The organism is Anaeromyxobacter oryzae, from assembly GCF_023169945.1.
Taxonomy (GTDB): Bacteria; Myxococcota; Myxococcia; order Myxococcales; family Anaeromyxobacteraceae; genus Anaeromyxobacter; species Anaeromyxobacter oryzae.
In genome coordinates, this window is record NZ_AP025591.1 from 4206125 (window position 1) to 4225616 (window position 19492).

The following is a 19492-nucleotide window of genomic DNA, read 5'->3' on the forward strand; positions in this document are numbered from 1 at the left end:
CGGTCGCACAACGACGGAGCGACCCATGTCCGAGCTCGCGCTGATCGCCGGCCTCCCCGAGGTGAGGAGCGCCGTGCTGGGAGACGTCGGAGGCACGTTCCTCGACGCCCTCCGCGAGGAGGACGGCGAGACGGTCGCCGCGGTCGCCGGCTTCGTCGTGACGAGCCTCCTCGAGGCGGGGGAGCACCTCGGCCTCGGCGCGCTGCAGCGGATCACGTTCGCGGGCGCGAACCGCGCCCACGTCCTGGCCGTCCGCGGCGGGTCGGTGCTGACCGCGGCGGTCGAGCCGGCGGCGGCCCACGCCGGCGTCGAGAAGGCTCTCGAGACATCCCTGCAAGGACGAGGCTGATCATGGAGAACATCCTCCAGGCGCTGCTCGATCTCTCCGGCGTGAGCGCGACGCTCGTGTTCGACGGCGCCGGCCGGCTGGTCGCGTCCCGCGGTCACGCCGTCTACGACCGCGCGCTCTGCGAGCAGGTCAGCGCCACGCTCGTGAGGGCGACCGACGCGGTCCAGCTGCAGCAGCGCGACTGGGAGTGGCTCACGGCGCAGTTCGCCGACGGCAAGCTCCTCCTCCGGAACCTCGGCGCGGCCCGCGACGGTCAGACGCACGTGCTCGCGCTCGTCGCCGACGCCGCGCTGAACCCTTCGTTCGCGACGGTGGCGATCCGGGTCGCCGCGACGAAGCTGAAGAAGGCGCTCGACGAGGGGGCACCCCCGGGCCCCGGCGCGTCCTCGGTGCACGACCTCGCGGCGGCCGCCCACGCGCCGCCCGCGGCGTCCTCGTCGGCGCACCTGCCGTCGGAGTCGAAGCCGGTGCTCGCGAACTCCGGCCTGAGCTGGTCGAAGATCTCGAGCGTCGGCCTCTCGCGCGTGGCGGTCGCGGATCCCGCGGCGGGCGCGTTCCTCTCCCGCTGCGCGAAGGAGCTCGCGCGTCACGTGGGTCCCATCTCGAAGGTGTACGTGGAGGAGGCGGTCCGTCGCGTGTCGCCGGACGCGCCGTTCGCGCTCTCTTCCGCGGGGCCGCTCCTCGACGACCTCGCGGGCCAGATCGAGGACGCCGACGATCGGGCCAAGTTCCGCAGCACGCTGCAGAGCCGATAGCCGAAGAGCAGGCCACCCCCTGGATCGACTCTTGGAGGTCAGGAGATGTCCATCGTTCTCGCGGTCCGAAGGAGCCTCGGCGCGAAGGTGTCGCTGAAGCTCGCGGTCCTGGCGCTCGCGCTCACCGCGATCGCCGCCACCGTCATCACCGTCCACCAGACGCGGCAGATGGAGGAGCTCACGCTCGAGAAGGCCCGGGTAGCGGCCGCGATCGGCGCCCGCCAGTACGGCGACGTGTTCGACGGCGCGATCGACGCGGGGCTCGTGACCGTGAACGACGTGTTCGATCGGAGCTACGCGCCGATCAAGGGCCACGACTGGGGCGACAAGCCCAAGTTCCACACCCGGTACGACGCGCTGACGGACCGCGCGGTGCTCGTGTTCCAGGACAAGTTCCTCGAGCACCAGGACTTCGTGTTCGCGGTCGGCGTCGACGAGAACGGCTACCTGCCGACGCACAACACGCGCTACCAGAAGCCCCTCACCGGCGACGCGTCCAAGGACCTCTCCGGCAACCGCACCAAGCGCATCTTCGACGACCCGGTGGGCATCGCCGCGGCGAAGAACCTGCAGCCGAGCCTGCTGCAGGTCTACAACCGCGACACGGGCGAGACGATGTGGGACGTGTCCTCGCCGATCTACGTGAAGGGGAAGCACTGGGGCGGGTTCCGGGTGGCCGTCTCGATGGAGCGCATCGCCGGCCGGCAGCGCCAGCTCATCGGCATCCTGATCGCGGTGTTCGGGATGTTCGCGCTCGTGACCGTGGGGGCCATGTTCCTCGTGGTCCACGGGGCGATGAAGCCGGTCGTCGCGCTCACCGAGGCCGCCGACCGGATCAGCCTGGGCGAGGAGCTCGACACGCCCGTCAAGTCGCCGTCCGTCGACGAGATCGGCCGGCTCACCAAGACGATCGACCGCCTGCGCGTCAGCATGAAGGCCGCGATGACGCGCCTCGGCCACTGACCGCCACCGGAGGAGACGACACCATGAAGCGTTCCGTCCTCGAGGTCTGCGCGATCCTCGGCCTGGCGCTCGCCGCCCTGGCCCCCGCCACCGCCCGCGCCCAGCGGGCGCCGAAGCCGGTCCCCGCCGCCGTGGTCGACGGCCTCTCGGCGCAGGACCGGGAGATGCTCGCGCTCGCGAACGAGTTCGCCCGGCGCTGCACCGACACGCTGGAGCGGTGGATCGCGAGCAAGGAGGTCACGCAGGACCAGCTGTTCAGCTTCCTCTACTACCCCGTGCCGAACACGGACCCGCCCAAGTTCACGACCGACTGGGACCGCCTCTCCGACCGCGACATCCTCGGCGTCGAGGAGAGCATCCTCGCGCGCTCGCCGACCATCATCTTCACGGTCATGGTCGATCGGTACGGCTACCTCCCGACGCACAACCAGCGATACTCGCTCCCGCTCACCGGGAACATGGCGAGCGACCTCGTGAACAACCGGACGAAGCGCATCTTCAACGACCGGACCGGGCTCGCCGCGGCGCAGAACGAGGCCGCGTTCCTCATCCAGCGCTACCAGCGGGACACGGGCGAGACGATGGTGGATCTCTCGGTGCCGGTCTTCGTCCGCGGCGTGCACTGGGGCGCGGTGCGGATCGGCTTCCGGGCCGTCGACTCGAAGGGCGAGCTGTAGGAGCCCTCGAAGGTCGGGTCGAGCTGCTTCTCCAGGAGCGCGTCGCGCGCCCGAACGGGAGCGCGAGAAGCGAACTGGCGCGAGCGCGGGCGCGAACGGGAAGCGCGAGCGCGGACGCGAACGGGAAGCTCGAATCGGCTTGGAGATGTACCCGCTCTCCCCCCGTGCCAGCGGGGGGAGAGCAACCGTGTTGAACGTCAAGCCGCGACGGTGACCGGCGCCACCTTGGGTCACGTTCGCATTCGCGCCTTCCCGTCAGCGATCTCGGTCCCATTCACTTTCGCGTCCGCCCGGCGACGGGTGCTGGGCGCTCCGGGGTACGGCGCCGCGCCGGCGTGGAGGCCCCCTCGTCCGTGCTCGCCGCGGACTCGCGACCGGGCGCCGTAGGTCGATCGGGCGCCGAAGCGCGCGGGGCCGCGGCACGCCCGGACGCGCCACGCTCGCGCCCGGGCGTGGCGTGCGTCGCGCGAAGCGAACGGTTCCGTGGGGCGCTCGCGTGTCACGTCGCGTGCACCGCGGCTGAAGTATTGTCGATCGGGTCCGTACGCAGCGACGCGGCTGCGCGCGGGCGAGGGGGCCTCCCCGACTGTATGGCGCGGCGCCTGTTGGCGTTCGCGATCCCGGCCTCGCTTTCGCCGCTCGCCGCTCGCCGCTCGCCCTCGCCGCTCGCCCTCGCCCGACCCCGAGCTCCGACCTCGACGCGGACCTCGCGCTGGTCCTCTTCGCCCGGCACACCAGATCCCTCCCTCTCCCCCCGCGAAGCGAAGCGCAGCGGGGGGAGAGGGCCGGGGTGAGGGGGGCCGCACGCGATCCGTGACAGGCCGGCTAAAGTACTGCGGGCCGGTCCGTACGAAACGCCCGGTCCCTGCGCTCCGGCGCGAAGGCCCGGTCCGGCTTTCTCCGCTTCAGTCGGCGATCGGGCTGCTGGCGGATGGACGCACGAGCGCACTCGGAACGTGCCGATGTGATTCGATCCCGAGTTGCCCCTCACGTCCCCGGCGGCGCGTCCTCCGCGAGCGCGGACTTGAGGCGCGCCAGCGACTCCTGCGCGTCCGAGAGGAAGCGCAGGTCGTCCACGCCGGACCGGGCGGCGCGGGCGAGGGTCTGGTCGTACGCCGAGATGGCCTTCGTGGCGAGGACGCGCACCTTCCTGCGGAGCTCCGACCGGTACGCGGCCGCGTGCTCCTCGTCGAGGCCGGGCGGGAGCGGCGCGTCGAGCAGCTGCCGCCGGAGCTCGTCGTACAGCTCGCCGATGCGGAAGCCGGCAGCGACCGCCCAGCGGTCGTCGCCCATCCGGATCGCGCGGAGGTAGTGGCCCTGCGCCGACAGCAGCATCTCGGCCTTGTGCTCCAGGTCCTGCCGGAGCCGCTCCTCGTCTCCGCTCGAGGGATCGAGCGGCAGCGCGCGGAACCAGGTCCGGTACGTCTCGCCGAGGTAGTACTGCGCGAGCGACGGGTAGTACGGGTCGAGCCGCTCCTGGTCGCTCGCGCCCTGCCACGCGCCGAGGGCGAGCCGGAAGCTCTTCTCCGCGTCCTCGGTCTTGCCGCCCTCGAGCTCCAGGACGCCGCGCTGTGCGAGCGCGCGGATCCGCAGCGCCGGGTCGAGGCCGTCGCGGCGCAGGATCGCCTCGAGCCGCGCGTGCGCCTCGTCGAGCTCGTGCAGGTAGTAGAGGCAGTCCGCGATCTTGAAGCTCGCCTCGAGCGCGTCCGGCCCCTCGTACTTCCGCTCCACCGTCCGGAAGCGCTCGAGCGCGAGGCGCCACTCGTCGAGGTGCTGGTACGCGAGCCCCGCGTCGAACAGCGCCGCCGCCTCGTGCCGCGAGGTGGGGAAGAGGTCGGCGAGCCGGGCGAACGCCGCGGCCGCGCGCGCGTACTCGCCCGCGCCGTACGCGGCGGTCCCGATGGCGAACAGCTCCTCGTCGTTCTTCCCCTCGAGCTCGAGGTCGGTCGGCGAGACCTTCACCTCCTCGGGGGGGAAGGCGAGGTGCTGCGGGGTCGAGGCGCCCGCCGGCGCGGCGGCGGCGTCGGCTGGGCGCGGCGCGCGGGCCCCGGCGCAGGCGATGAGGATGAACGGCGCGACGAGCGTCGCGGTCCGGCGGAGGGTCATGTGCGGGGTCACCCGGGGAGCACCTTGAGGCTCACGGTCCGGCGCCGCGGCCCGTCGAACTCGCAGAGGTAGATCCCCTGCCAGGTGCCGAGCACGGGCGCGCCGCGCTCGACGATCACCGTGGCGGAAGTCCCGACGAGCGCCGTCTTCACGTGCGCGTCGCTGTTCCCCTCCGCGTGCCGGTAGGCGCCGCGCGGCGGCCGGGCGGGGACGGCGTTCTCGAGCGCGAGGAGGAAGTCGGCCTTCACATCCGGGTCGGCGTTCTCCTGGATCGTCACGCCGGCCGTGGTGTGCGGGACGTAGACGACGAGCAGCCCGTCGGTCACGCCCGCGGCGCGGAGCGCGGCCCGGATCTCGCCGGTGATCTCGACGAGCTCGGCCTTCGCGTGGGTCTCGACGGAGAGGTCCGGCAGGCGCATCCGTCCGGCATGTTAGAGCCCCTCGGCCAGCCTGGCGAGGCCCGCGAGGTCGTGCACGTCCGTCTCGAGGCGTGGGACGAGCGCCTGGGCGGTCGTCACGCGCTCGAGCAGGGGGGCGAGCGCCCGTCGCTCGGCCGTCGCGAGCGCCTGGTGATCGGCGAGCGTGGAGGCCAGGCGCCTGGCCAGATCGTCCGCCGCCGCGCCCGCCGCCGCCAGCTCCGGCGCGAGCGCCTCCGCCGCGGGGAGCGGGCCCGCCCCGGCGGGCCAGAGGTCAGGCGTGAGGCGGTTCACGACGAGGCCGGCGATCGGCATCGACTCCGCGTGGAGGCGCTCGTGGAACGCGAGCGCCTCGTCGATGGAGACGGCGGACGGGGAGCAGACCAGGACGAACCCGACCTCGGCGCGCGAGAGGAGCGCGCGGACCGCCGCGGCCCGCTCCTTGAAGCCGTCGTACATGCCCTGGAAGCCCTGGAGGAAGTCGCCGAGGTCGCCGAGCACCTCCTGCCCGGTGAAGCGCGCGAGGGTCTTCGCGATGTACCCGCCCCCGAGCTGCGCGAGCCGGAGGCCGAGGCGCCCCGCCCCGAGCGCCGGCGCGAGGACCGCCCGCGCAGTCTCGTTGCCGAGGAAGTCCAGGATGCGGTCCGGGGCGTCGAGGAAGTCGAGCGCGTGCGCGGTCGGAGGCGTGTCGAGGACGATCAGATCGTAGTCACGATCGGTCGCGAGCTCGTAGAGCTTCTCCATCGCCATGTACTCCTGCGAGCCGGCGAGGGCGGCCGACATCTGCTGGTACAGGCGGTTCCTCAGGATGCGCTCGCGGCGGGCCGGGTCGGGCGCGTGGCGCGTCACGAGGTCGTCCCACGTGCGCTTCACGTCGAGCATCATCGCGAAGAGCTCGCCCTTCGGGTGCAGGCCGGCCTCGGCGAACTTGTGCTCGGGGACGCGGGACTCGACGTTGCCGAGGGTCGAGAGGCCGAGCGCGTTCGCGAGCCGCCGCGCCGGATCGATCGTGCAGACCAGGGCCCGGCCCCCCCGGAGCGCCCGCTGGAGCGCGATGGTCGCGGCGACGGTGGTCTTGCCCACGCCGCCCGACCCGACGCACACCGCGATCCGCCGCGGCGCGATGCTCTCGGAAACCGCGCTCACGCGAGGCTCCCGGGCGGCGCCGCGGCGATCGCGGCGGCGATCTCCTCGACGGCCGCAGGTCCCCACTCCGCGATGGGGAGGAGCGGGAGGACGCAGGTGGGGAGATCCAGCGCCGCCCGGGCGCGCGCGAGGTAGCGCCCGGCCTGCTCGGCGCGGAGCGCCTGGAGGCGCCCCGCCTGCGCCGCGGGCCCGAGCGGCGGCGCGGCGGCGGCGAGCGGCGCGAGCAGCGCCGCCTCCTCGGGCGTGAACCGCGCGTCGGGCATCGCGTTCACGAAGAGCGCCGCGCGCGGCATCCCGAGCACCTCGCGGATCTGGCCGTCGAGCTCGATGGCCTCGTTCACCGGCATCTCCTCGGGGAGCGTGACGAGGGCGATCGCGGTCTGCGCCGGGTCGACCAGCATCGCCTCCATCCACTCCGCGTCGTGCCGCAGCGGTCCGCCGGGCACGGTGTCGAGGAGGGCGCTCGGCACCCGCAGCAGCTGGACGGCGTGGCCGGTCGCCGGCGCGTCGACGAGCACGAGGTCCCACCGCGGGCGTCCGCGCTCCTCCGTCCGCGCCTCGTGGAGGATCTTCCCGAGCATGACGAGCTCGGCGAGGGACGGCACGACTCTCAGGAAGTACTTCACCACCCGGTTCTCGAAGACGGCCTCGTAGATGGTCCGGAACCGGAGGACCATGAGGCCGTACTCGCGCATCGCGTCCGGCGGGGTGACGTTGACCGTCGAGATCCCGGGCCGCGCCTGCCGCGTGGCGTGGCCCGCCGCCGGCGCGCCGAGAAGCGGTGCGATCCGCTCCTGCGCGTTCACCTCGCAGACGAGCACGCGCTTCCCGGACCGGGCGGCGAGCAGGGCGAGCGCGGCCGTCACGGTCGACTTCCCCACGCCGCCCTTCCCCGTGACGATGACGAGGCGTCGCTCGAGAAGGGTCGGGAGGCCCACGAGGCTTGACAAGCTAGCGAGGGGAGGGTGACAAGTCCACCATCTATGCGCCTCGAAGACGTGCTCCGGAATCCCGTGCTGAAGCGGGCCCTCGCGGCCGGCGAGGAGGGGATGGGGAAGGTGGTCGGCAAGCTCCTCGCGAGCGACCGCGTCACCACGGGCCTCTCGAGCCTCGTCACCTCGGCGATGCAGGCGAGGGAGACCTTCGAGCGGGGCGTGCAGCAGGCGCTCCACGCGGCGAACCTCCCGTCGCGGGACGACGTCGCCTCCCTCAAGCGGAAGCTCGAGGAGCTCGAGTCGATGATCGACGGCCTCTCCGCCCGGGTCGACGCGCCGCCCGCGGCGGCGCGCGCCCGCCACGAGGCCGACGAGCCGGACGACGCCGCCTAGCGCGCCGCCGGGACCCATGCGGCGGATCGCCTTCATCAACGAGAAGGGCGGCACCTGCAAGACGACGCTGTGCGTGAACGTGGCGGCGCGGCTCGCCGCGCGCGGCAAGCGCGTCCTCGTCGTGGACATGGACACGCAGGGCCACGCGGGGAAGTCGCTCGGCCTGGACGTGCGCGGGCTCTCGCCGACCGTGCACGACTGGCTCCTCGACTACACCGTCGGGTTCGACGACGTGGTCCGGCCCACCGGCGTCGAGAATCTCGACCTCGTGCCCGCGAACAAGGATCTCTCGGGGTTCCCCGTCGCGGTGGCGCCCGCCCCCGACCGCGCCGACCGTCTCGACGAGCGGCTCGGGACGATCCGGGAGGGGCGCTACGACGCGGTGCTCGTGGACGCGCCCCCCTCGCAGTCGCTCGTGACGGAGAACGTCCTCCGCGGCGCGCGGGAGCTCGTCATCCCGGTCGCGCTCACCTACCTCGCCCTCGACGGCTGCGCCGAGATCCTCCAGAGCCTGGACCGGCTCCGCGCGGAGCGCGGCCGCGCGCCGGAGCTCCTCCTCGTGGTCCCGACCCTCTACCGGAAGACGCAGCTCGCGGACGAGATCCTCGCGAAGCTCCACGAGCGCTTCCCGGACGCGCTCTCGAGGACCGTGCTCGGATGGTCCGTGAAGGTCGACGAGGCCCAGAGCCACGGGCGCACGATCTTCGAGTACGCGCCGCGCTCGTCCGGCGCGACGGCGCTCGCCGCCATCGGGGACGAGATCCTCTCTCGCGCGCCGGCGCTCCGCGCCGCTGGCGGGGCGTAGCCGGACTACTTCTTCGAGAGCTCCTCGACGCGCCGCTCGAGCCCCTCGATCCGCTGCCCGATCTCGTCGAGCTGCCGCCGGACCTCGGCGAGGTTCGACATCCCCTCCATCGCGGCCCGGACGCGCTCGTCGACCTTCTTCTGCATCGCGGCGACGCTCTCCTGGGACGCCTGGACCAGCTCCTTCGCCCGGTCGCTCGTCGCCTGGCCGCGCGTGAGCAGGCTCTGGACCCGCTGCTCGGCGGCGGCCTTCACCGCGTCCACGCGGCCGCGGAGCTGCTCCTGGGTCCCCTCCACGAGCCGCTGGGCCACCTCGCTGCCCTGGCGGATCAGCGCCCGGAGGGTCTCGAGGCTCATCTTGGAGGTCTTCTTCTCCTCCTCGAAGATGATCTGGGCGAGGGTCACGGACGTGAGATCCTCCTTCGTCCGGTTGTCGATGATCTTCACCTCACCGCCCGCCTTGATCATCTCGGCGATCTCGTCGAGCGTGACGTAGCGGCTCTCCACGGTGTCGTAGAGCTTCCGGTTCGTGTAACGCTTGATGACCTTCGGCTCGACTCCCGCCGGCGCGGTCGTTCCTGCGGCCTGTTCCGTACCCTCAGTGCGCTCGTCGGTCATGTGGTCCCAGGGCGGCGGTAAGTGTGCAGGATCCCGAGGATTGTTCTGTCGGTGGCGCTTGGTGTCAAGCGCGTTCGCGGTGTAATCTCGCAGTCCCGAGCGGGGCCGCATGATCGTCATCTGCACGCGCTGCCAGGCGAAGTTCAAGGTCGCCGACGAGAAGGTCGGCCCGCGCGGCGCGAAGGTTCGCTGCTCGCGGTGCCAGGACGTCTTCCTCGTCCACAGGGATCTCGGGACGATGCCGGTGGCCGGCGGCGCCCCGGCGGTAGCCCCGCCCCGGCCGGCGCGCGTGATGCCGAACGTCGAGCTCGAGGTGGCGCCCGCAGGTCGGCCTGCGCCGGACGACCCGTTCGCGGCCGCGCTCGCGCGGCCCGGGCCGTCCTCGCCGGCGCCTGGCGGTCCCGCCGCCGACCCTTTTGGCGCGCCCGGCGCCGGCACCCCGTTCGCGGCGCCGCAGAGTGTCGCGGCCGCCGGCGCAGATCCGTTCCCGGGGCCCGCCGGGGATCCCTTCGCTCCCGCGGCCCCGGATCCCTTCGCCCCCGCCGCCAGCCGCGGGGCGCGGGCGCGGGCCGACGACCCGTTCGCGGCGATCGCTGATCCCTTCGCGGCCGTCGTGACGCCCCGGGCGCAGCCGTCCCGGGGCTCCGACCTGCCCGTCACGGACCTCTCGGCGCTGCTCGGGCACGCTCCTGCGGGCGCGAGCGCGCCCCCTCGCTCGCCCGCGCCGCCGCCCATGCCCGGTGCCGGCGCCGGGCTCGAGATCGCCGACCGGACGCCCGCGCCCGCGGCCTCGACCGTCGCGCCGGCCGAGCTCGACTTCTCCGGCGACTTCGACCTCGCTGCCGAGCCCGCCGGCGCTCCCTCGCCCGACCTCGGCGGCGGCCCCGGCGCCGACCTCGCGCTCGAGGACCGCACCACGCCGGGCCCCGCGCGTGGCATCCGCGCCGCCGGCTCCGAGCTGCCGGCGCCCGACGATCCGCTCCCCGCGCCCGATCCGGCGCCCGCGGCCGCGGCCGAGATCGGGTTCGCGGATCCGAGCGAGGTGACCTTCTACTCGGGCGGTGACGACGGCGCGCTCGCGCTCGCGACGGAGCCGACCCCGGCGCCGTCGCCGGACGCACCCGCGGCGCCTCCGGTTCCTCCCGCGGCGGCGGGAGCGGCCACCTCCGCGCGAAGCTCCTCCCCGCGCGCGGTCGCCACGGCGGAGGCGGAGGACGCCGCCGCCGCCGGGCTCGCCCGGATCCCGGGCGGCCGCGGCGCGCGCCTCCGGGCCGTCGCGGTGAACGCCGTCGCGCTCGCCGCCCTCCTGGTCGTCGCCCTCGCGTTCCGCGTGGTCTGGCGCGGCGAGGCCGGCGCCGGGGCGAGCGCGCTCCGTCCGTCTGCCGTCCTCGGCGCGCTCGCACGCGAGGGCGCTCGCACGGCGGCGCTCGCGACGGAGGGCGTCACGAGCGGCCTCTACGATCGCGCGAACGCGCCGCCGGTCCTGTTCGTACGCGGCGAAGTCGTCTCGCACGCCGCGGCGCCGGTCGGCGGCGTCACCGTGGACGTGGAGATCGTCCGCGACGGGAGGGTGATCGCCCGGGGTGCCGCGCCCGCCGGCGCGATCCCGACGGCCGAGGAGCTCTACGGCTCGGCGGACGCGCCGGCGCTCGAGGTCCTCTCCGCGACGGTCCGCGGTCGGGCGCCTGCGGCGATCCGGCCGGGCGAGCGGGTGGCGTTCCTCGTCGCGATCGGCGACGTCCCGGCGGAGCTCGCGGGCGCCTCGGTGCGGGTGGCGGCGAGGCCGGGGGCGGGGGCCGCGCGATGAAGGGGCTCGCCGGGCCCGAGGCATCGGGCGCGGCGCGGGCCCTCGCGCGGCGGCTCGCCGCCTACGAGGAGGGTGCTCTCCGCGTCCACGCGGCCGCGCGCGCGCTCGCCGCGATGGACCCGGAGACCGCGGTCGATCTCCTCGCCGCGCTCGCGCGCAGCGGCGGCGCCGGCGAGCGCGCCGGCTGGGCCGCCGTCGGCCAGGCCCTCTCGCGGCCCGAGCCGCTGCTGTCCTACGCCTGGCGCGCCGAGCTCTACGCCGCCGCGGTCGAGCGCGGCCTCGCCGAGGTGTCCGGCCTCCTCGTCGCGCCACCGCCGCTCCGGTCGTACGAGGCGCCGCGGGATCGCGCCGATACTCGCCTGGCGCACCTCACGCTCGGGCACAAGAAGGCGCTCGCGCGCGCGAACCGTGATCCCGACCTGCTCGCGCGTCTCGCGGCGGAGGGGGAGCCGGTGGTCGTCCGGGAGCTGCTGCGCAACCCGCAGCTCACCGAGGAGTTCGTCGTCCGGATCGCCGCGCGCCGCCCCATCCGGCCGGGGACGCTGCGGTGCCTGCTCGAGACGCGGCGCTGGCGCACCCGCCCGGCCGTGGCGCTCGCCATCGCGCGGAACCCCTACGTCGAGACGGGCGTCGCGCTCGAGCTCCTGCCCTTCCTCGCGGCCGCGGACCTCGCGGACGTCGCGCGCGACGGGACGGTCCACCCGCTGGTCCGCGCGCTCGCGCGGCGCCTCGCGGCGGCGCGCCTGCCGCGGATGGCCTGAGGGCGGCGCCTACCCGCGCCCGACGAGCTGCACCGACCAGAAGGCCAGGAACCCGGCGAAGAGCACCAGCGTCGAGACGGGGGTCTCGGGCTCCTGGCCCTGGTGTGCCTCGACGAGCAGCTCCTCGGTGACGAGGTAGATGAGCGCCGCGGCGGACGACGCGAGCGCGCCCCCGATGACCGCGTGGGAGGCGCCGCCCAGCAGGAGCTTTCCGGCCGCCGCCGCCGCCAGCACCACCACGCCGAGCGCGGCCGAGACGCCCACGATGCGCCAGCCGCCCGGTGACTCGGAGGTGAGCGCGAGGCCGAGGAAGAGCAGCTCCACCGAGAGGCCCACGGCGAGCACGGGGCCGGTCTCGCCGCCCGCGGCGAAGCCGGCCCCGATGATGAAGCCGTCGATCGCCACGTCGACGAAGACCGCCAGCATGAGGCCGGTGGCGATGCCGGTCCGCGCACCCGGGTGCGACTCGAGCCGGTCGGTGAGGAGCTTCAGGCCGAACATGACCAGGCAGCCGGCGGCGAACGACGCCGCGAGCACCGGCCCCGGCGCGTGCTCTCGCTCGATCTCGGGCAGGAGCTCGACGGCGATGGCGGCCAGCACCACCCCCGCGGCGAAGTGCTGGATGAGGCTGCGAGCGCGGTGCCCGGGGTGCCAGAGCGCCGCGAGCACGCCGCCGCCGAGGGCGACGGACGCGGGGATCGCCATGAGGAGGAGCTCGCGGAGGGTCACGGGCCCGCGAGGCTACACCAGCTCACCCTGCGGCAGGGGTCGAGAGCGTGAACGGCTCCGCCGCGATCACCGGCGGTCGGGCCCGTCCCCGCGCGGCGGCGCTGCGCCGTCCGCGGGGGGCGCGCCTCGCTTCAGCGCGCGCCCGAGGGCGTCGCCGAGCGCCGGGATCCGCGTCGCGGCGAACACCAGCACGGCGACGAAGACGACGATGGCGAGGTCGGTCATGGCGCTCCGCCGCAAGGGCGACGGCGGGGCTAGGATAGCCGCGCGTCCCCGTGCGCGCCAAGCGCCGTCGCACCCGATCCGCGCGGGGACGGGAGGCCGTCCATGGATACCACCCGGCGAGGCGCCCCGCGCGGATCGGGCCGGCCGCTCGTGCTCGGTCACCGCGGCGCGAGCGCCGATGCGCCCGAGAACACGCTCGCGGCGTTCCGCCTCGCGATGGAGCAGGGCGCGGACGGCGTCGAGCTCGACGTGTGGCGCTGCGCGAGCGGCGAGGTGGTGGTCTTCCACGACGAGGACGCCTCCCGCATCGCCGGCGCGCCCGTCCGGGTGAGGGACGCCACCCTCGCCCAGCTGCGCGCGCTCGACGTCGGCGCGCACGCGGGTCCGCGGTTCCGCGGGGAGCGCATCCCGCTGCTGGCGGAGGTGCTCGACGCGCTCCCGGGCGCCGTCGTGAACGTGGAGCTCAAGTCGAGGGGCCGGGACCTCGCGCTCGCCCGGGCGACCGCCGCCGTCGTCGCGGCCGCGCGCGCCGAGGACCGCGTCGTCGTGTCGTCGTTCGATTACCGCCTGGTCGCGGCGTTCCGCGCGGCGGCGCCCCACCTGCCCGTCGGCCTCCTCTTCGAGCACGAGCACCCGTGGCGTCTGCGGACCGCGCTCGCCGCGAGGCTCCTCCGGGCCGAGGCGGTCCACCCCGAGCGCGTGCTCGTGACGCCCGCGCGCGCCGCCGCGTGGCGAGCGCGCGGCCTCGCGGTGAACGTCTGGACCGTGGACGCGCCCGAGGAGATCGAGCGGCTCGTGGACCTCGGCGCGACCGCGATCATCTCCAACGTCCCGGGCCGGACGCGGGAGGTCGTGAGGCGGAGGACGGGGAGGTGAGACGATCGTCCTAGAACTCGAACCCGAACTTCCACGCCCCGCCCCACGACGAGTTCAGGCGGAAGCTCGGGTACTGCGCCGCGGTCGGGTCGGCCTTCCCCGAGTACTTCGAGCCTCCGAAGTACGTCGCCTCGGCCGCCATCGACACCGCGTAGGCCGTCATCCGCAGGCCGACCGTGGTGCGGTAATAGCCGGCGCTCAGCCTGGGGAACGCCGCGGAGGTATCCATCGCCTGCGTCACGTCGGTCGTCGGCTGGTACTGGATGACGCTCGTCGACGCCCGCACGAGGGAGAACCGCGCCGCCGCGTACGGCGTGAAGCTCGTCACGGCGTTCACGCCCCAGCGCTTCGAGATCATGAGGTCGACGTCGCCGACGCCGAGGTCCCAGTCGCGCTGCCCGAAGAGCTGGGTCCAGGCGAAGCGCACCGCGAGATCCGGGAGCACGTCGAACCCCTCGTTCAGCGCCCACTTCCCCTCGACCTGCGCGGCGAAGTACGACGACTGCGAGAGGTAGATCATCCGGCCGCCGAGCTCGAAGCTGAACGGCAGCGCCTTGCGGACGTGGAACGCAGGCAGGAAGAGCTCGTGCGGCGTCAGGGCGTGGGTCGGCCAGTCGCTGGCCGCCGTCGCGCCGCTCCCGATGATGGACGGGTGCACGCCGACGTAGGCCGCCTCGAGGTCGAAGTCGAACCCGGAGTGGCCGGTCGTGGAGGCGGGGTGAAGGATCGCCGAGGAGATCGCGAGCGCCATCTCCGAGGAGAGGATGCCGAAGCGGACCTTGGCGTCGTTCGCCCGCAGCGCCGCGTCCGCGTCCGAGAGCGTCCCGTCCATCGCCTTCCAGACCCGCGCGTCCGGTGCGCCGAGGCGCGACAGATCCATGTCGAGCGGCTCGGCGCCGCGCGCTCCGAGAGGCAGCGCGAGGACGGCGGCGGCGAGGACGGGCGCCAGCGGGCGGGACATGGAGCCTCCGGGGAGCGCGCGTCCCCCGCCCGGCGCGACGCCGGGCGGAGGAGCGAACGGACGCTGGAGGTTACTGCCCCCCTTTCGGGAGTGTCAATTTACCCGGGCCCCTCCCGCTCCGCGGGTGCGAGCCGCCGGGCGGCGCGCCTACAGGCCCGCGCCGGCGCCGCTGTAGGTGCCGCTCGTTTCGCCCAGACCCCTCGACATGCCGGCGTCGCCGGACGTCATCCGGCGCCGCGGCACCGCGAGCTCCTTCGCGATCTTGTTGTAGAGCCCCATGATCAGGATCGACGGCGCCCACTGCGCGACGAAGTTGCCCAGCTGCTTACGTCCCGTCAGCACGAGCGCCGCCGAGGCGGCCATCGCGCCGATCGCGAGTCCCATGAATGCGAGCGAGGGCACCTTCGCGGTCTGGCTCTCCACGGTCTCGGTCGCACGATCCTCGTAGCTCATCCGATCCTCCTGCGGTGGAAGGGGTTGAGCCCAGAACCTGCCCACCGCGCCGCCGGGCTGCGTGCCCGGGCGCTCGCACCGCGAGCGGAAGCCGGCCCGCGGCCGGCGGCAAGCGGTCGCGGCGCCCCTCCGGGACTCGCGGTCCCCGGCGCGGGCCGGCAGATGAGCGGAGCCGTGTCCGATCTCCTCGCCGCCCGGGCGCTCTTCGGGACCTCGCTCGTCTTCCACATCGTCTTCGCAGCGGTCGGCGTCGCGATGCCGCTCTTCATGGTCCTCGCCGAGTGGCGCTGGCGGCGGACCGGTGACCCGGTGCACCTCGACGTCGCGCGACGCTGGGCGAAGGGCGTCGCGATCCTCTTCGCCGTCGGCGCCGTCTCCGGGACGGTGATCTCGTTCGAGCTCGGCCTGCTCTGGCCGCGGTTCATGGCGTTCGCCGGGCCCATCATCGGGATGCCGTTCTCGCTCGAGGGCTTCGCGTTCTTCGCAGAGGCCATCTTCCTCGGCATCTACCTGTACGGCTGGGATCGCACCGGCCCGCGGCTCCACCTCGCCGCCGGTGCGATGGTCGCGCTCTCCGGCGCGGTCTCCGCGTTCTTCGTGACGCTCGCGAACGCGTGGATGAACGTGCCGGCGGGCTTCTCGGTGGACGCCGCCGGCGCCGCGACCGGGGTCGCGCCGGCCGTCGCGATGTTCCCGCCCGGCTGGGCGCACGAGGTCGTGCACGTGCTCCTGTCGTCGTACGCCGCCACCGGGTTCGCGGTCGCCGGGATCCACGCGTTCCTGCTGCTGCGGCACGGGGATCACGCCTTCCACCGCGCCGCGCTCCGGATCGCGCTGGGCGTCGGGGCGCTCGCGGCGCTCCTGCAGCCCCTCTCCGGCGACTTCTCCGCCCGGCAGATCGCGCGCACGCAGCCGGTGAAGCTCGCCGCCCTCGAGGGCCAGTTCGAGACCGAGCGCGGCGCGCCGCTGCGCGTGGGCGGCCTCCCCGACGCCGCCGCGGAGCAGACCCGGTTCGCCCTCGAGATCCCGCGCGGCCTGTCGCTCCTCGCGTTCCACGATCCCGGCGCGGAGGTGAAGGGGCTGAAGGCGTTCCCCCGCGACGTCTGGCCGAACACGCGCCTCGTGCACCTCGCCTTCCAGGTGATGGTCGGGCTCGGGTCGCTCCTCGCGCTGGTCGCGCTCGCCTGGGTCGTGCAGCGCGTCCGCGGGCGAGAGCCCGGCCCGCGCCTGCTCCGGGCGATCGTCCTCGCGTCACCGATGGGCTTCCTCGCGCTCGAGGCGGGCTGGCTCGTGACCGAGTGGGGCCGCCAGCCCTTCACGATCTGGGGCACGATGCGCACCGCCGACGCGGTGACCCCGGTGACGAACCTCGCCGCGCCGCTCGTCGCGTTCACGCTGCTCTACGTCTTCCTCGGCGTGATGGTGATCGTCCTCGTCCGCCGGCAGATCGCGCACGTCCCGGTGGACGCCGCGGCGGCGCCGCACGTGCCCCCGGAGGCGGCCCCGTGAGCCCTCACGACCTCCTCGGCGCCGTGATCCTCGCCGCGCTCGTCCTCTACGCGCTGCTCGGCGGCGCCGACTTCGGCGGCGGCATCTGGGATCTCCTCGCCTCCGGGCCGCGCACCCGGGCGCAGCGCGACCTCGTGGAGCGCGCCATCGGGCCGATCTGGGAGGCGAACCACGTGTGGCTCATCCTCGTGGTCGTCCTCCTCTTCACGGGGTTCCCGGCGGCGTTCGCGCGCGTGTCCATCGCGCTCTTCACGCCCCTCGTCCTCCTCCTCGTCGGCATCGTCCTGCGCGGGGCCGCGTTCACCTTCCGCACCTACGATCGGCCCGACGACCGCGTGCAGCGGCGCTGGGGCGTCGTCTTCTCGGGCGCCTCCATCCTCGCGCCGCTCATGCTGGGCGTCGTCGTCGGTGCGCTCGCCACGGGACGGCTCGCCGGCGGCGCGACCGTCGACGCGCTCGCGTGGCTTTCGCCGTTCCCGGTGGCAACCGGGCTCTTCGCCGCCGTCCTGTTCGCGTACCTCGCCGCCACCTACCTGGCCGTGGAGGCGGAGGGCGTGCTGCGCGACGACTTCCGCCGCCGCGCCATCGCGGCGGGCGCGGCGGTGTTCCTCTGCGCACTCCTGGTCGCCGCGCTCTCGTCGCGCGAGGCGCCGCTCGTCTTCGAGGGCCTCACGCGCCGGACCTTCACCCTCCCGCTCCACGTCGCGACGGGCGCCGCCGCGATCGTCGCGTTCGGGGCGCTGTTCAGGGACCGCGTGCGGCTCGCCCGCACCGCGGCGGTCTTCCAGGTGGCGCTCATCGTGATCGGGTGGGGCGCGTCCCAGTACCCCTACCTCGTCACGCCCGATCTCACCCTCGCCTCCGCGGCGGGGCCGCGCGCGACGCTCGTCGCGGTCCTGTGGGCGCTCGGCGCGGGGGCGCTGTTCCTGCTCCCCGCCCTGTACCTCCTCTTCCGTATCTTCAAGGGGGAGCGGCCGTTCGCGGTGGTGGACCGCGCGAGACCCCGGTAGGCTCGTCGCGGGAGGACCACCCGCATGCGCCTCGCCCGCCGCGCCGACACGCTCCGCAGCCTGACCCTCGCGATCCTCGCGATCGCGCCCTTCCTGCCCGGCTGCAAGTGCCCGACCGTCGACTCCGGGCACCGCGGCATCGTGTTCAAGAGCCTCGGCGGCGGCACGAGCAAGGAGGTGCTCGACGAGGGCATGCACCTGATGCCGGTCTGGAACAGCGTCATCCCGTACGACACGCGCGTGCACGAGATGAAGGAGTCGCTCTCGGTCCTCTCCTCGAACGGGCTCGCGATCCAGGTGGACGCGAGCGTCCGGTACCGGCCGAAGGTGGACGAGCTCTACGCGCTGCAGACGGAGATCGGCCCGGACTACGACCAGAAGGTGGTGGCGCCGGTGGTCCGGTCCGAGGCGCGCAAGGTGTTCGGGCGCTACCAGCCCGAGGAGATCTACTCGACCAAGCGCGAGGAGATCGAGCGGCAGATCTACGACGAGGTGCTCCGCGCGCTGGAGGGGAAGCACGTCATCGTCGAGGCGGTGCTGGTCCGGGACGTGATCCTCCCCGAGACCATCCGGACCGCGATCGCGGACAAGCTCGCCGAGGAGCAGCGCGCCCAGAAGATGCGGTTCACCCTCGACCGCGAGCGGCAGGAGGCGCAGCGCAAGCAGATCGAGGCGGAGGGCATCGCGAAGTACCAGAGCATCGTCCGCCAGGGGCTCACCCCCGAGTACCTCCAGTTCAAGGGGATCGAGGCGACCGAGCGGCTCGCGGCGAGCCAGAACGCGAAGATCGTGATCGTCGGGAGCGGGAAGAGCGGGCTGCCGCTGATCCTGCAGGGGGAGAAGTAGCTACCGCCCCTCGCGCACCGCCGCCTTCAGCGCGTCCACGAACGCCGCGACGTCCTCCTCCGTCGTGTCCCACGCGCACATGAACCGCGCGCCGCCCGCGCCGATGAAGTCGTAGAACCGCCAGCCCCGGACGCGCAGCGCGGCCGCGGCGGCCGGCGGCAGCGTCGCGAACACCGCGTTCGCGTCGACGGGGTGGAGGACCTTCACCTCCGGCACCTCCCGCAGCAACCGCTCGAGGAGCCGCGCCATCTCGTTGGCGTTCGCGGCGTGGCGGAGCCACGCGCCGCCGCGGAGCATGCCGACCCAGGGCGCGGCGAGGAAGCGCATCTTCGAGGCGAGCTGGCCGGCCTGCTTGCACCGGTACTCGAACTCGGAGGCGAGGGCGCGATCGAAGAAGACCACCGCCTCGCCCACCGCCATCCCGGCCTTCGTCCCGCCGAAGCACAGGACGTCGACGCCGACCTCCCAGGTGAGCTCGCGCGGCCGGCACCCGAGCGCGGCGACGGCGTTGCCGAACCGCGCGCCGTCCATGTGCACCTTCAGCCCGTGCGCCCGGGCGCGATCGCGGATCGCCCGGAGCTCGTCGAGGCGGTAGACCGTGCCGAGCTCGGTCGGCTGCGTCACCGAGACCACCCGCGGCTTCGGGTAGTGGATGTCCGAGCGGCGGCGGACCATGTGATCGATGGCGGCGGGGTCGAGCTTCCCGTGCGGCCCCGGCACCGTGAGCACCTTCGTCCCGTTCGAGAAGAACTCGGGCGCGCCGCACTCGTCCGTCTCCACGTGCGCCGTCTCGTGGCAGAGGATCGAGTGGTAGGACTGGCAGAGCGCCGCGAGCGCGAGCGAGTTCGCGGCGGTGCCGTTGAACGCGAAGAAGACGTCGCAGTCGGTCTCGAACGTCTCGCGGAGCAGGTCGGCGGCCTCGGCGGTCCACCGGTCGTCGCCGTAGCCGGGGGCGTGCCCCACGTTCGCCTCGGCCAGCGCGGCCCAGGCCTCCGGGCAGATGCCGGCGTAGTTGTCGCTCGCGAAGTGGCGGAGGGGATCGGCGCGGCGGGTCATGGCGGCGCATGGTACACGATGGCGGAGGCCGATCCAGATCCTCCGTCATGACGGAGGGCGGCCCCGGGTCGGGGTGCGCGCGCACGCCCCGCCGCGC

Annotated in this window: 22 protein-coding genes; 12 read left to right on the forward strand and 10 right to left on the reverse strand. The window is 74.0% G+C overall.

Features of this window, described 5'->3' with window-relative positions:
- Nucleotides 1-25 precede the first annotated feature (25 nt).
- The 4 genes from AMOR_RS18360 to AMOR_RS18375 are packed head-to-tail and all read left to right on the forward strand — an operon-like array spanning nucleotide 26 to nucleotide 2744.
- Nucleotides 26-349 (forward strand): hypothetical protein, encoded by a 324-nt coding sequence (locus AMOR_RS18360; protein ID WP_248353104.1) that lies wholly within the window; start codon nucleotides 26-28, stop codon nucleotides 347-349.
- 2 nt (nucleotides 350-351) lie between these two features.
- Nucleotides 352-1104: a roadblock/LC7 domain-containing protein gene (locus tag AMOR_RS18365; RefSeq protein WP_248353105.1), complete on the forward strand. Its 753-nt coding sequence runs from the start codon at nucleotides 352-354 to the stop codon at nucleotides 1102-1104.
- Nucleotides 1105-1149: 45 nt separating this feature from the next.
- A complete protein-coding gene (locus AMOR_RS18370; protein ID WP_248353106.1) occupies nucleotides 1150-2067 on the forward strand; it encodes a HAMP domain-containing protein in 918 nt (305 codons plus the stop codon).
- 23 nt (nucleotides 2068-2090) lie between these two features.
- Nucleotides 2091-2744: a hypothetical protein gene (locus AMOR_RS18375; RefSeq protein WP_248353107.1), complete on the forward strand. Its 654-nt coding sequence runs from the start codon at nucleotides 2091-2093 to the stop codon at nucleotides 2742-2744.
- 987 nt (nucleotides 2745-3731) lie between these two features.
- Here the strand turns inward: AMOR_RS18375 and AMOR_RS18380 are convergent.
- Genes AMOR_RS18380 through AMOR_RS18395 form a run of 4 tightly spaced genes read right to left on the reverse strand, consistent with a single transcriptional unit; the run spans nucleotide 3732 to nucleotide 7350 of the window.
- Complete coding sequence (locus AMOR_RS18380; RefSeq protein WP_248353108.1) at nucleotides 3732-4850, reverse strand: tetratricopeptide repeat protein; 1119 nt, start codon at nucleotides 4848-4850, stop codon at nucleotides 3732-3734.
- An 8-nt stretch (nucleotides 4851-4858) separates the two neighbouring features.
- The gene (locus AMOR_RS18385; RefSeq protein ID WP_248353109.1) at nucleotides 4859-5269 is read right to left on the reverse strand and encodes a secondary thiamine-phosphate synthase enzyme YjbQ; all 411 of its coding nucleotides are present in this window, start codon (nucleotides 5267-5269) and stop codon (nucleotides 4859-4861) included.
- Between the two features lie 12 nt (nucleotides 5270-5281).
- On the reverse strand, nucleotides 5282-6412 hold the full coding sequence (locus AMOR_RS18390; protein WP_248353110.1) for an ArsA family ATPase: 1131 nt from the start codon (nucleotides 6410-6412) through the stop codon (nucleotides 5282-5284).
- Nucleotides 6409-7350: an ArsA family ATPase gene (locus tag AMOR_RS18395; RefSeq protein ID WP_248353111.1), complete on the reverse strand. Its 942-nt coding sequence runs from the start codon at nucleotides 7348-7350 to the stop codon at nucleotides 6409-6411. Before AMOR_RS18395 ends, AMOR_RS18390 begins: the two co-directional genes overlap by 4 nt.
- Nucleotides 7351-7395: 45 nt before the next feature.
- On the opposite strand from AMOR_RS18395, the gene AMOR_RS18400 reads away from it, so the two are divergent.
- Nucleotides 7396-7740, forward strand: a complete 345-nt coding sequence (locus tag AMOR_RS18400; protein WP_248353112.1) for a phasin family protein — start codon at nucleotides 7396-7398, stop codon at nucleotides 7738-7740.
- A 16-nt stretch (nucleotides 7741-7756) separates the two neighbouring features.
- Nucleotides 7757-8545: a ParA family protein gene (locus AMOR_RS18405; RefSeq protein WP_248353113.1), complete on the forward strand. Its 789-nt coding sequence runs from the start codon at nucleotides 7757-7759 to the stop codon at nucleotides 8543-8545.
- 5 nt (nucleotides 8546-8550) lie between these two features.
- Here the strand turns inward: AMOR_RS18405 and AMOR_RS18410 are convergent, their stop codons facing one another.
- Nucleotides 8551-9162 (reverse strand): polyhydroxyalkanoate synthesis regulator DNA-binding domain-containing protein, encoded by a 612-nt coding sequence (locus AMOR_RS18410; RefSeq protein ID WP_248353114.1) that lies wholly within the window; start codon nucleotides 9160-9162, stop codon nucleotides 8551-8553.
- A gap of 109 nt (nucleotides 9163-9271) precedes the next feature.
- Here AMOR_RS18410 and AMOR_RS18415 point away from each other — a divergent pair, with 109 nt between their 5' ends.
- Together AMOR_RS18415 and AMOR_RS18420 are read left to right on the forward strand one after the other, a co-directional pair.
- Entirely contained in the window at nucleotides 9272-10969 is a 1698-nt protein-coding gene (locus AMOR_RS18415) for a zinc-ribbon domain-containing protein (protein ID WP_248353115.1), read from the forward strand.
- A complete protein-coding gene (locus tag AMOR_RS18420) occupies nucleotides 10966-11730 on the forward strand; it encodes a hypothetical protein (RefSeq protein ID WP_248353116.1) in 765 nt (254 codons plus the stop codon). Before AMOR_RS18415 ends, AMOR_RS18420 begins: the two co-directional genes overlap by 4 nt.
- Before the next feature lie 9 nt (nucleotides 11731-11739).
- Here the strand turns inward: AMOR_RS18420 and AMOR_RS18425 are convergent, their stop codons facing one another.
- A complete protein-coding gene (locus tag AMOR_RS18425; RefSeq protein WP_248353118.1) occupies nucleotides 11740-12459 on the reverse strand; it encodes a ZIP family metal transporter in 720 nt (239 codons plus the stop codon).
- Nucleotides 12460-12525: 66 nt separating this feature from the next.
- Nucleotides 12526-12684 (reverse strand): twin-arginine translocase TatA/TatE family subunit, encoded by a 159-nt coding sequence (locus tag AMOR_RS18430; RefSeq protein ID WP_248353120.1) that lies wholly within the window; start codon nucleotides 12682-12684, stop codon nucleotides 12526-12528.
- Nucleotides 12685-12786: 102 nt separating this feature from the next.
- Here AMOR_RS18430 and AMOR_RS18435 point away from each other — a divergent pair, with 102 nt between their 5' ends.
- Nucleotides 12787-13560: a glycerophosphodiester phosphodiesterase gene (locus AMOR_RS18435; RefSeq protein ID WP_248353122.1), complete on the forward strand. Its 774-nt coding sequence runs from the start codon at nucleotides 12787-12789 to the stop codon at nucleotides 13558-13560.
- A gap of 10 nt (nucleotides 13561-13570) precedes the next feature.
- Here AMOR_RS18435 and AMOR_RS18440 read toward each other — a convergent pair whose 3' ends face one another.
- Together AMOR_RS18440 and AMOR_RS18445 are read right to left on the reverse strand one after the other, a co-directional pair.
- A complete protein-coding gene (locus AMOR_RS18440; RefSeq protein ID WP_248353124.1) occupies nucleotides 13571-14521 on the reverse strand; it encodes a hypothetical protein in 951 nt (316 codons plus the stop codon).
- A gap of 147 nt (nucleotides 14522-14668) precedes the next feature.
- The gene (locus AMOR_RS18445) at nucleotides 14669-14974 is read right to left on the reverse strand and encodes a hypothetical protein (protein WP_248353125.1); all 306 of its coding nucleotides are present in this window, start codon (nucleotides 14972-14974) and stop codon (nucleotides 14669-14671) included.
- A gap of 174 nt (nucleotides 14975-15148) precedes the next feature.
- Between AMOR_RS18445 and AMOR_RS18450 the strand changes: the two genes are divergently transcribed.
- From AMOR_RS18450 to AMOR_RS18460, 3 genes are read left to right on the forward strand one after another with little or no spacing between them, the layout of a single operon-like run.
- Nucleotides 15149-16483 carry a cytochrome ubiquinol oxidase subunit I gene (locus AMOR_RS18450; protein WP_248353126.1) on the forward strand — a complete coding sequence of 445 codons (1335 nt, stop codon included), beginning with the start codon at nucleotides 15149-15151 and terminating at the stop codon, nucleotides 16481-16483.
- Nucleotides 16480-17493, forward strand: a complete 1014-nt coding sequence (locus AMOR_RS18455) for a cytochrome d ubiquinol oxidase subunit II (RefSeq protein WP_248353127.1) — start codon at nucleotides 16480-16482, stop codon at nucleotides 17491-17493. The genes AMOR_RS18450 and AMOR_RS18455 overlap by 4 nt, the downstream gene beginning before the upstream one ends.
- A 24-nt stretch (nucleotides 17494-17517) precedes the next feature.
- Nucleotides 17518-18339 (forward strand): prohibitin family protein, encoded by an 822-nt coding sequence (locus tag AMOR_RS18460; protein ID WP_248353128.1) that lies wholly within the window; start codon nucleotides 17518-17520, stop codon nucleotides 18337-18339.
- On the opposite strand, the gene AMOR_RS18465 is transcribed toward AMOR_RS18460, so the two are convergent.
- Nucleotides 18340-19395 (reverse strand): threonine aldolase family protein, encoded by a 1056-nt coding sequence (locus AMOR_RS18465; protein ID WP_248353129.1) that lies wholly within the window; start codon nucleotides 19393-19395, stop codon nucleotides 18340-18342.
- Nucleotides 19396-19492: the final 97 nt, after the last annotated feature.

Excerpts from the sequence above, each read along its gene's own strand:
- AMOR_RS18465 (WP_248353129.1), bottom strand. The coding sequence starts at position 19,395 with ATGACCCGCCGCGCCGATCCCCTCCGCCACTTCGCGAGCGACAACTAC.
- AMOR_RS18400 (WP_248353112.1), top strand. The coding sequence starts at position 7,396 with ATGCGCCTCGAAGACGTGCTCCGGAATCCCGTGCTGAAGCGGGCCCTC.
- AMOR_RS18405 (WP_248353113.1), top strand. The coding sequence starts at position 7,757 with ATGCGGCGGATCGCCTTCATCAACGAGAAGGGCGGCACCTGCAAGACG.
- AMOR_RS18435 (WP_248353122.1), top strand. The coding sequence starts at position 12,787 with ATGGATACCACCCGGCGAGGCGCCCCGCGCGGATCGGGCCGGCCGCTC.
- AMOR_RS18365 (WP_248353105.1), top strand. The coding sequence starts at position 352 with ATGGAGAACATCCTCCAGGCGCTGCTCGATCTCTCCGGCGTGAGCGCG.
- AMOR_RS18370 (WP_248353106.1), top strand. The coding sequence starts at position 1,150 with ATGTCCATCGTTCTCGCGGTCCGAAGGAGCCTCGGCGCGAAGGTGTCG.
- AMOR_RS18440 (WP_248353124.1), bottom strand. The coding sequence starts at position 14,521 with ATGTCCCGCCCGCTGGCGCCCGTCCTCGCCGCCGCCGTCCTCGCGCTG.
- AMOR_RS18380 (WP_248353108.1), bottom strand. The coding sequence starts at position 4,850 with ATGACCCTCCGCCGGACCGCGACGCTCGTCGCGCCGTTCATCCTCATC.
- AMOR_RS18415 (WP_248353115.1), top strand. The coding sequence starts at position 9,272 with ATGATCGTCATCTGCACGCGCTGCCAGGCGAAGTTCAAGGTCGCCGAC.
- AMOR_RS18460 (WP_248353128.1), top strand. The coding sequence starts at position 17,518 with ATGCGCCTCGCCCGCCGCGCCGACACGCTCCGCAGCCTGACCCTCGCG.
- AMOR_RS18410 (WP_248353114.1), bottom strand. The coding sequence starts at position 9,162 with ATGACCGACGAGCGCACTGAGGGTACGGAACAGGCCGCAGGAACGACC.
- AMOR_RS18445 (WP_248353125.1), bottom strand. The coding sequence starts at position 14,974 with ATGAGCTACGAGGATCGTGCGACCGAGACCGTGGAGAGCCAGACCGCG.
- AMOR_RS18385 (WP_248353109.1), bottom strand. The coding sequence starts at position 5,269 with ATGCGCCTGCCGGACCTCTCCGTCGAGACCCACGCGAAGGCCGAGCTC.
- AMOR_RS18430 (WP_248353120.1), bottom strand. The coding sequence starts at position 12,684 with ATGACCGACCTCGCCATCGTCGTCTTCGTCGCCGTGCTGGTGTTCGCC.
- AMOR_RS18375 (WP_248353107.1), top strand. The coding sequence starts at position 2,091 with ATGAAGCGTTCCGTCCTCGAGGTCTGCGCGATCCTCGGCCTGGCGCTC.
- AMOR_RS18360 (WP_248353104.1), top strand. The coding sequence starts at position 26 with ATGTCCGAGCTCGCGCTGATCGCCGGCCTCCCCGAGGTGAGGAGCGCC.
- AMOR_RS18420 (WP_248353116.1), top strand. The coding sequence starts at position 10,966 with ATGAAGGGGCTCGCCGGGCCCGAGGCATCGGGCGCGGCGCGGGCCCTC.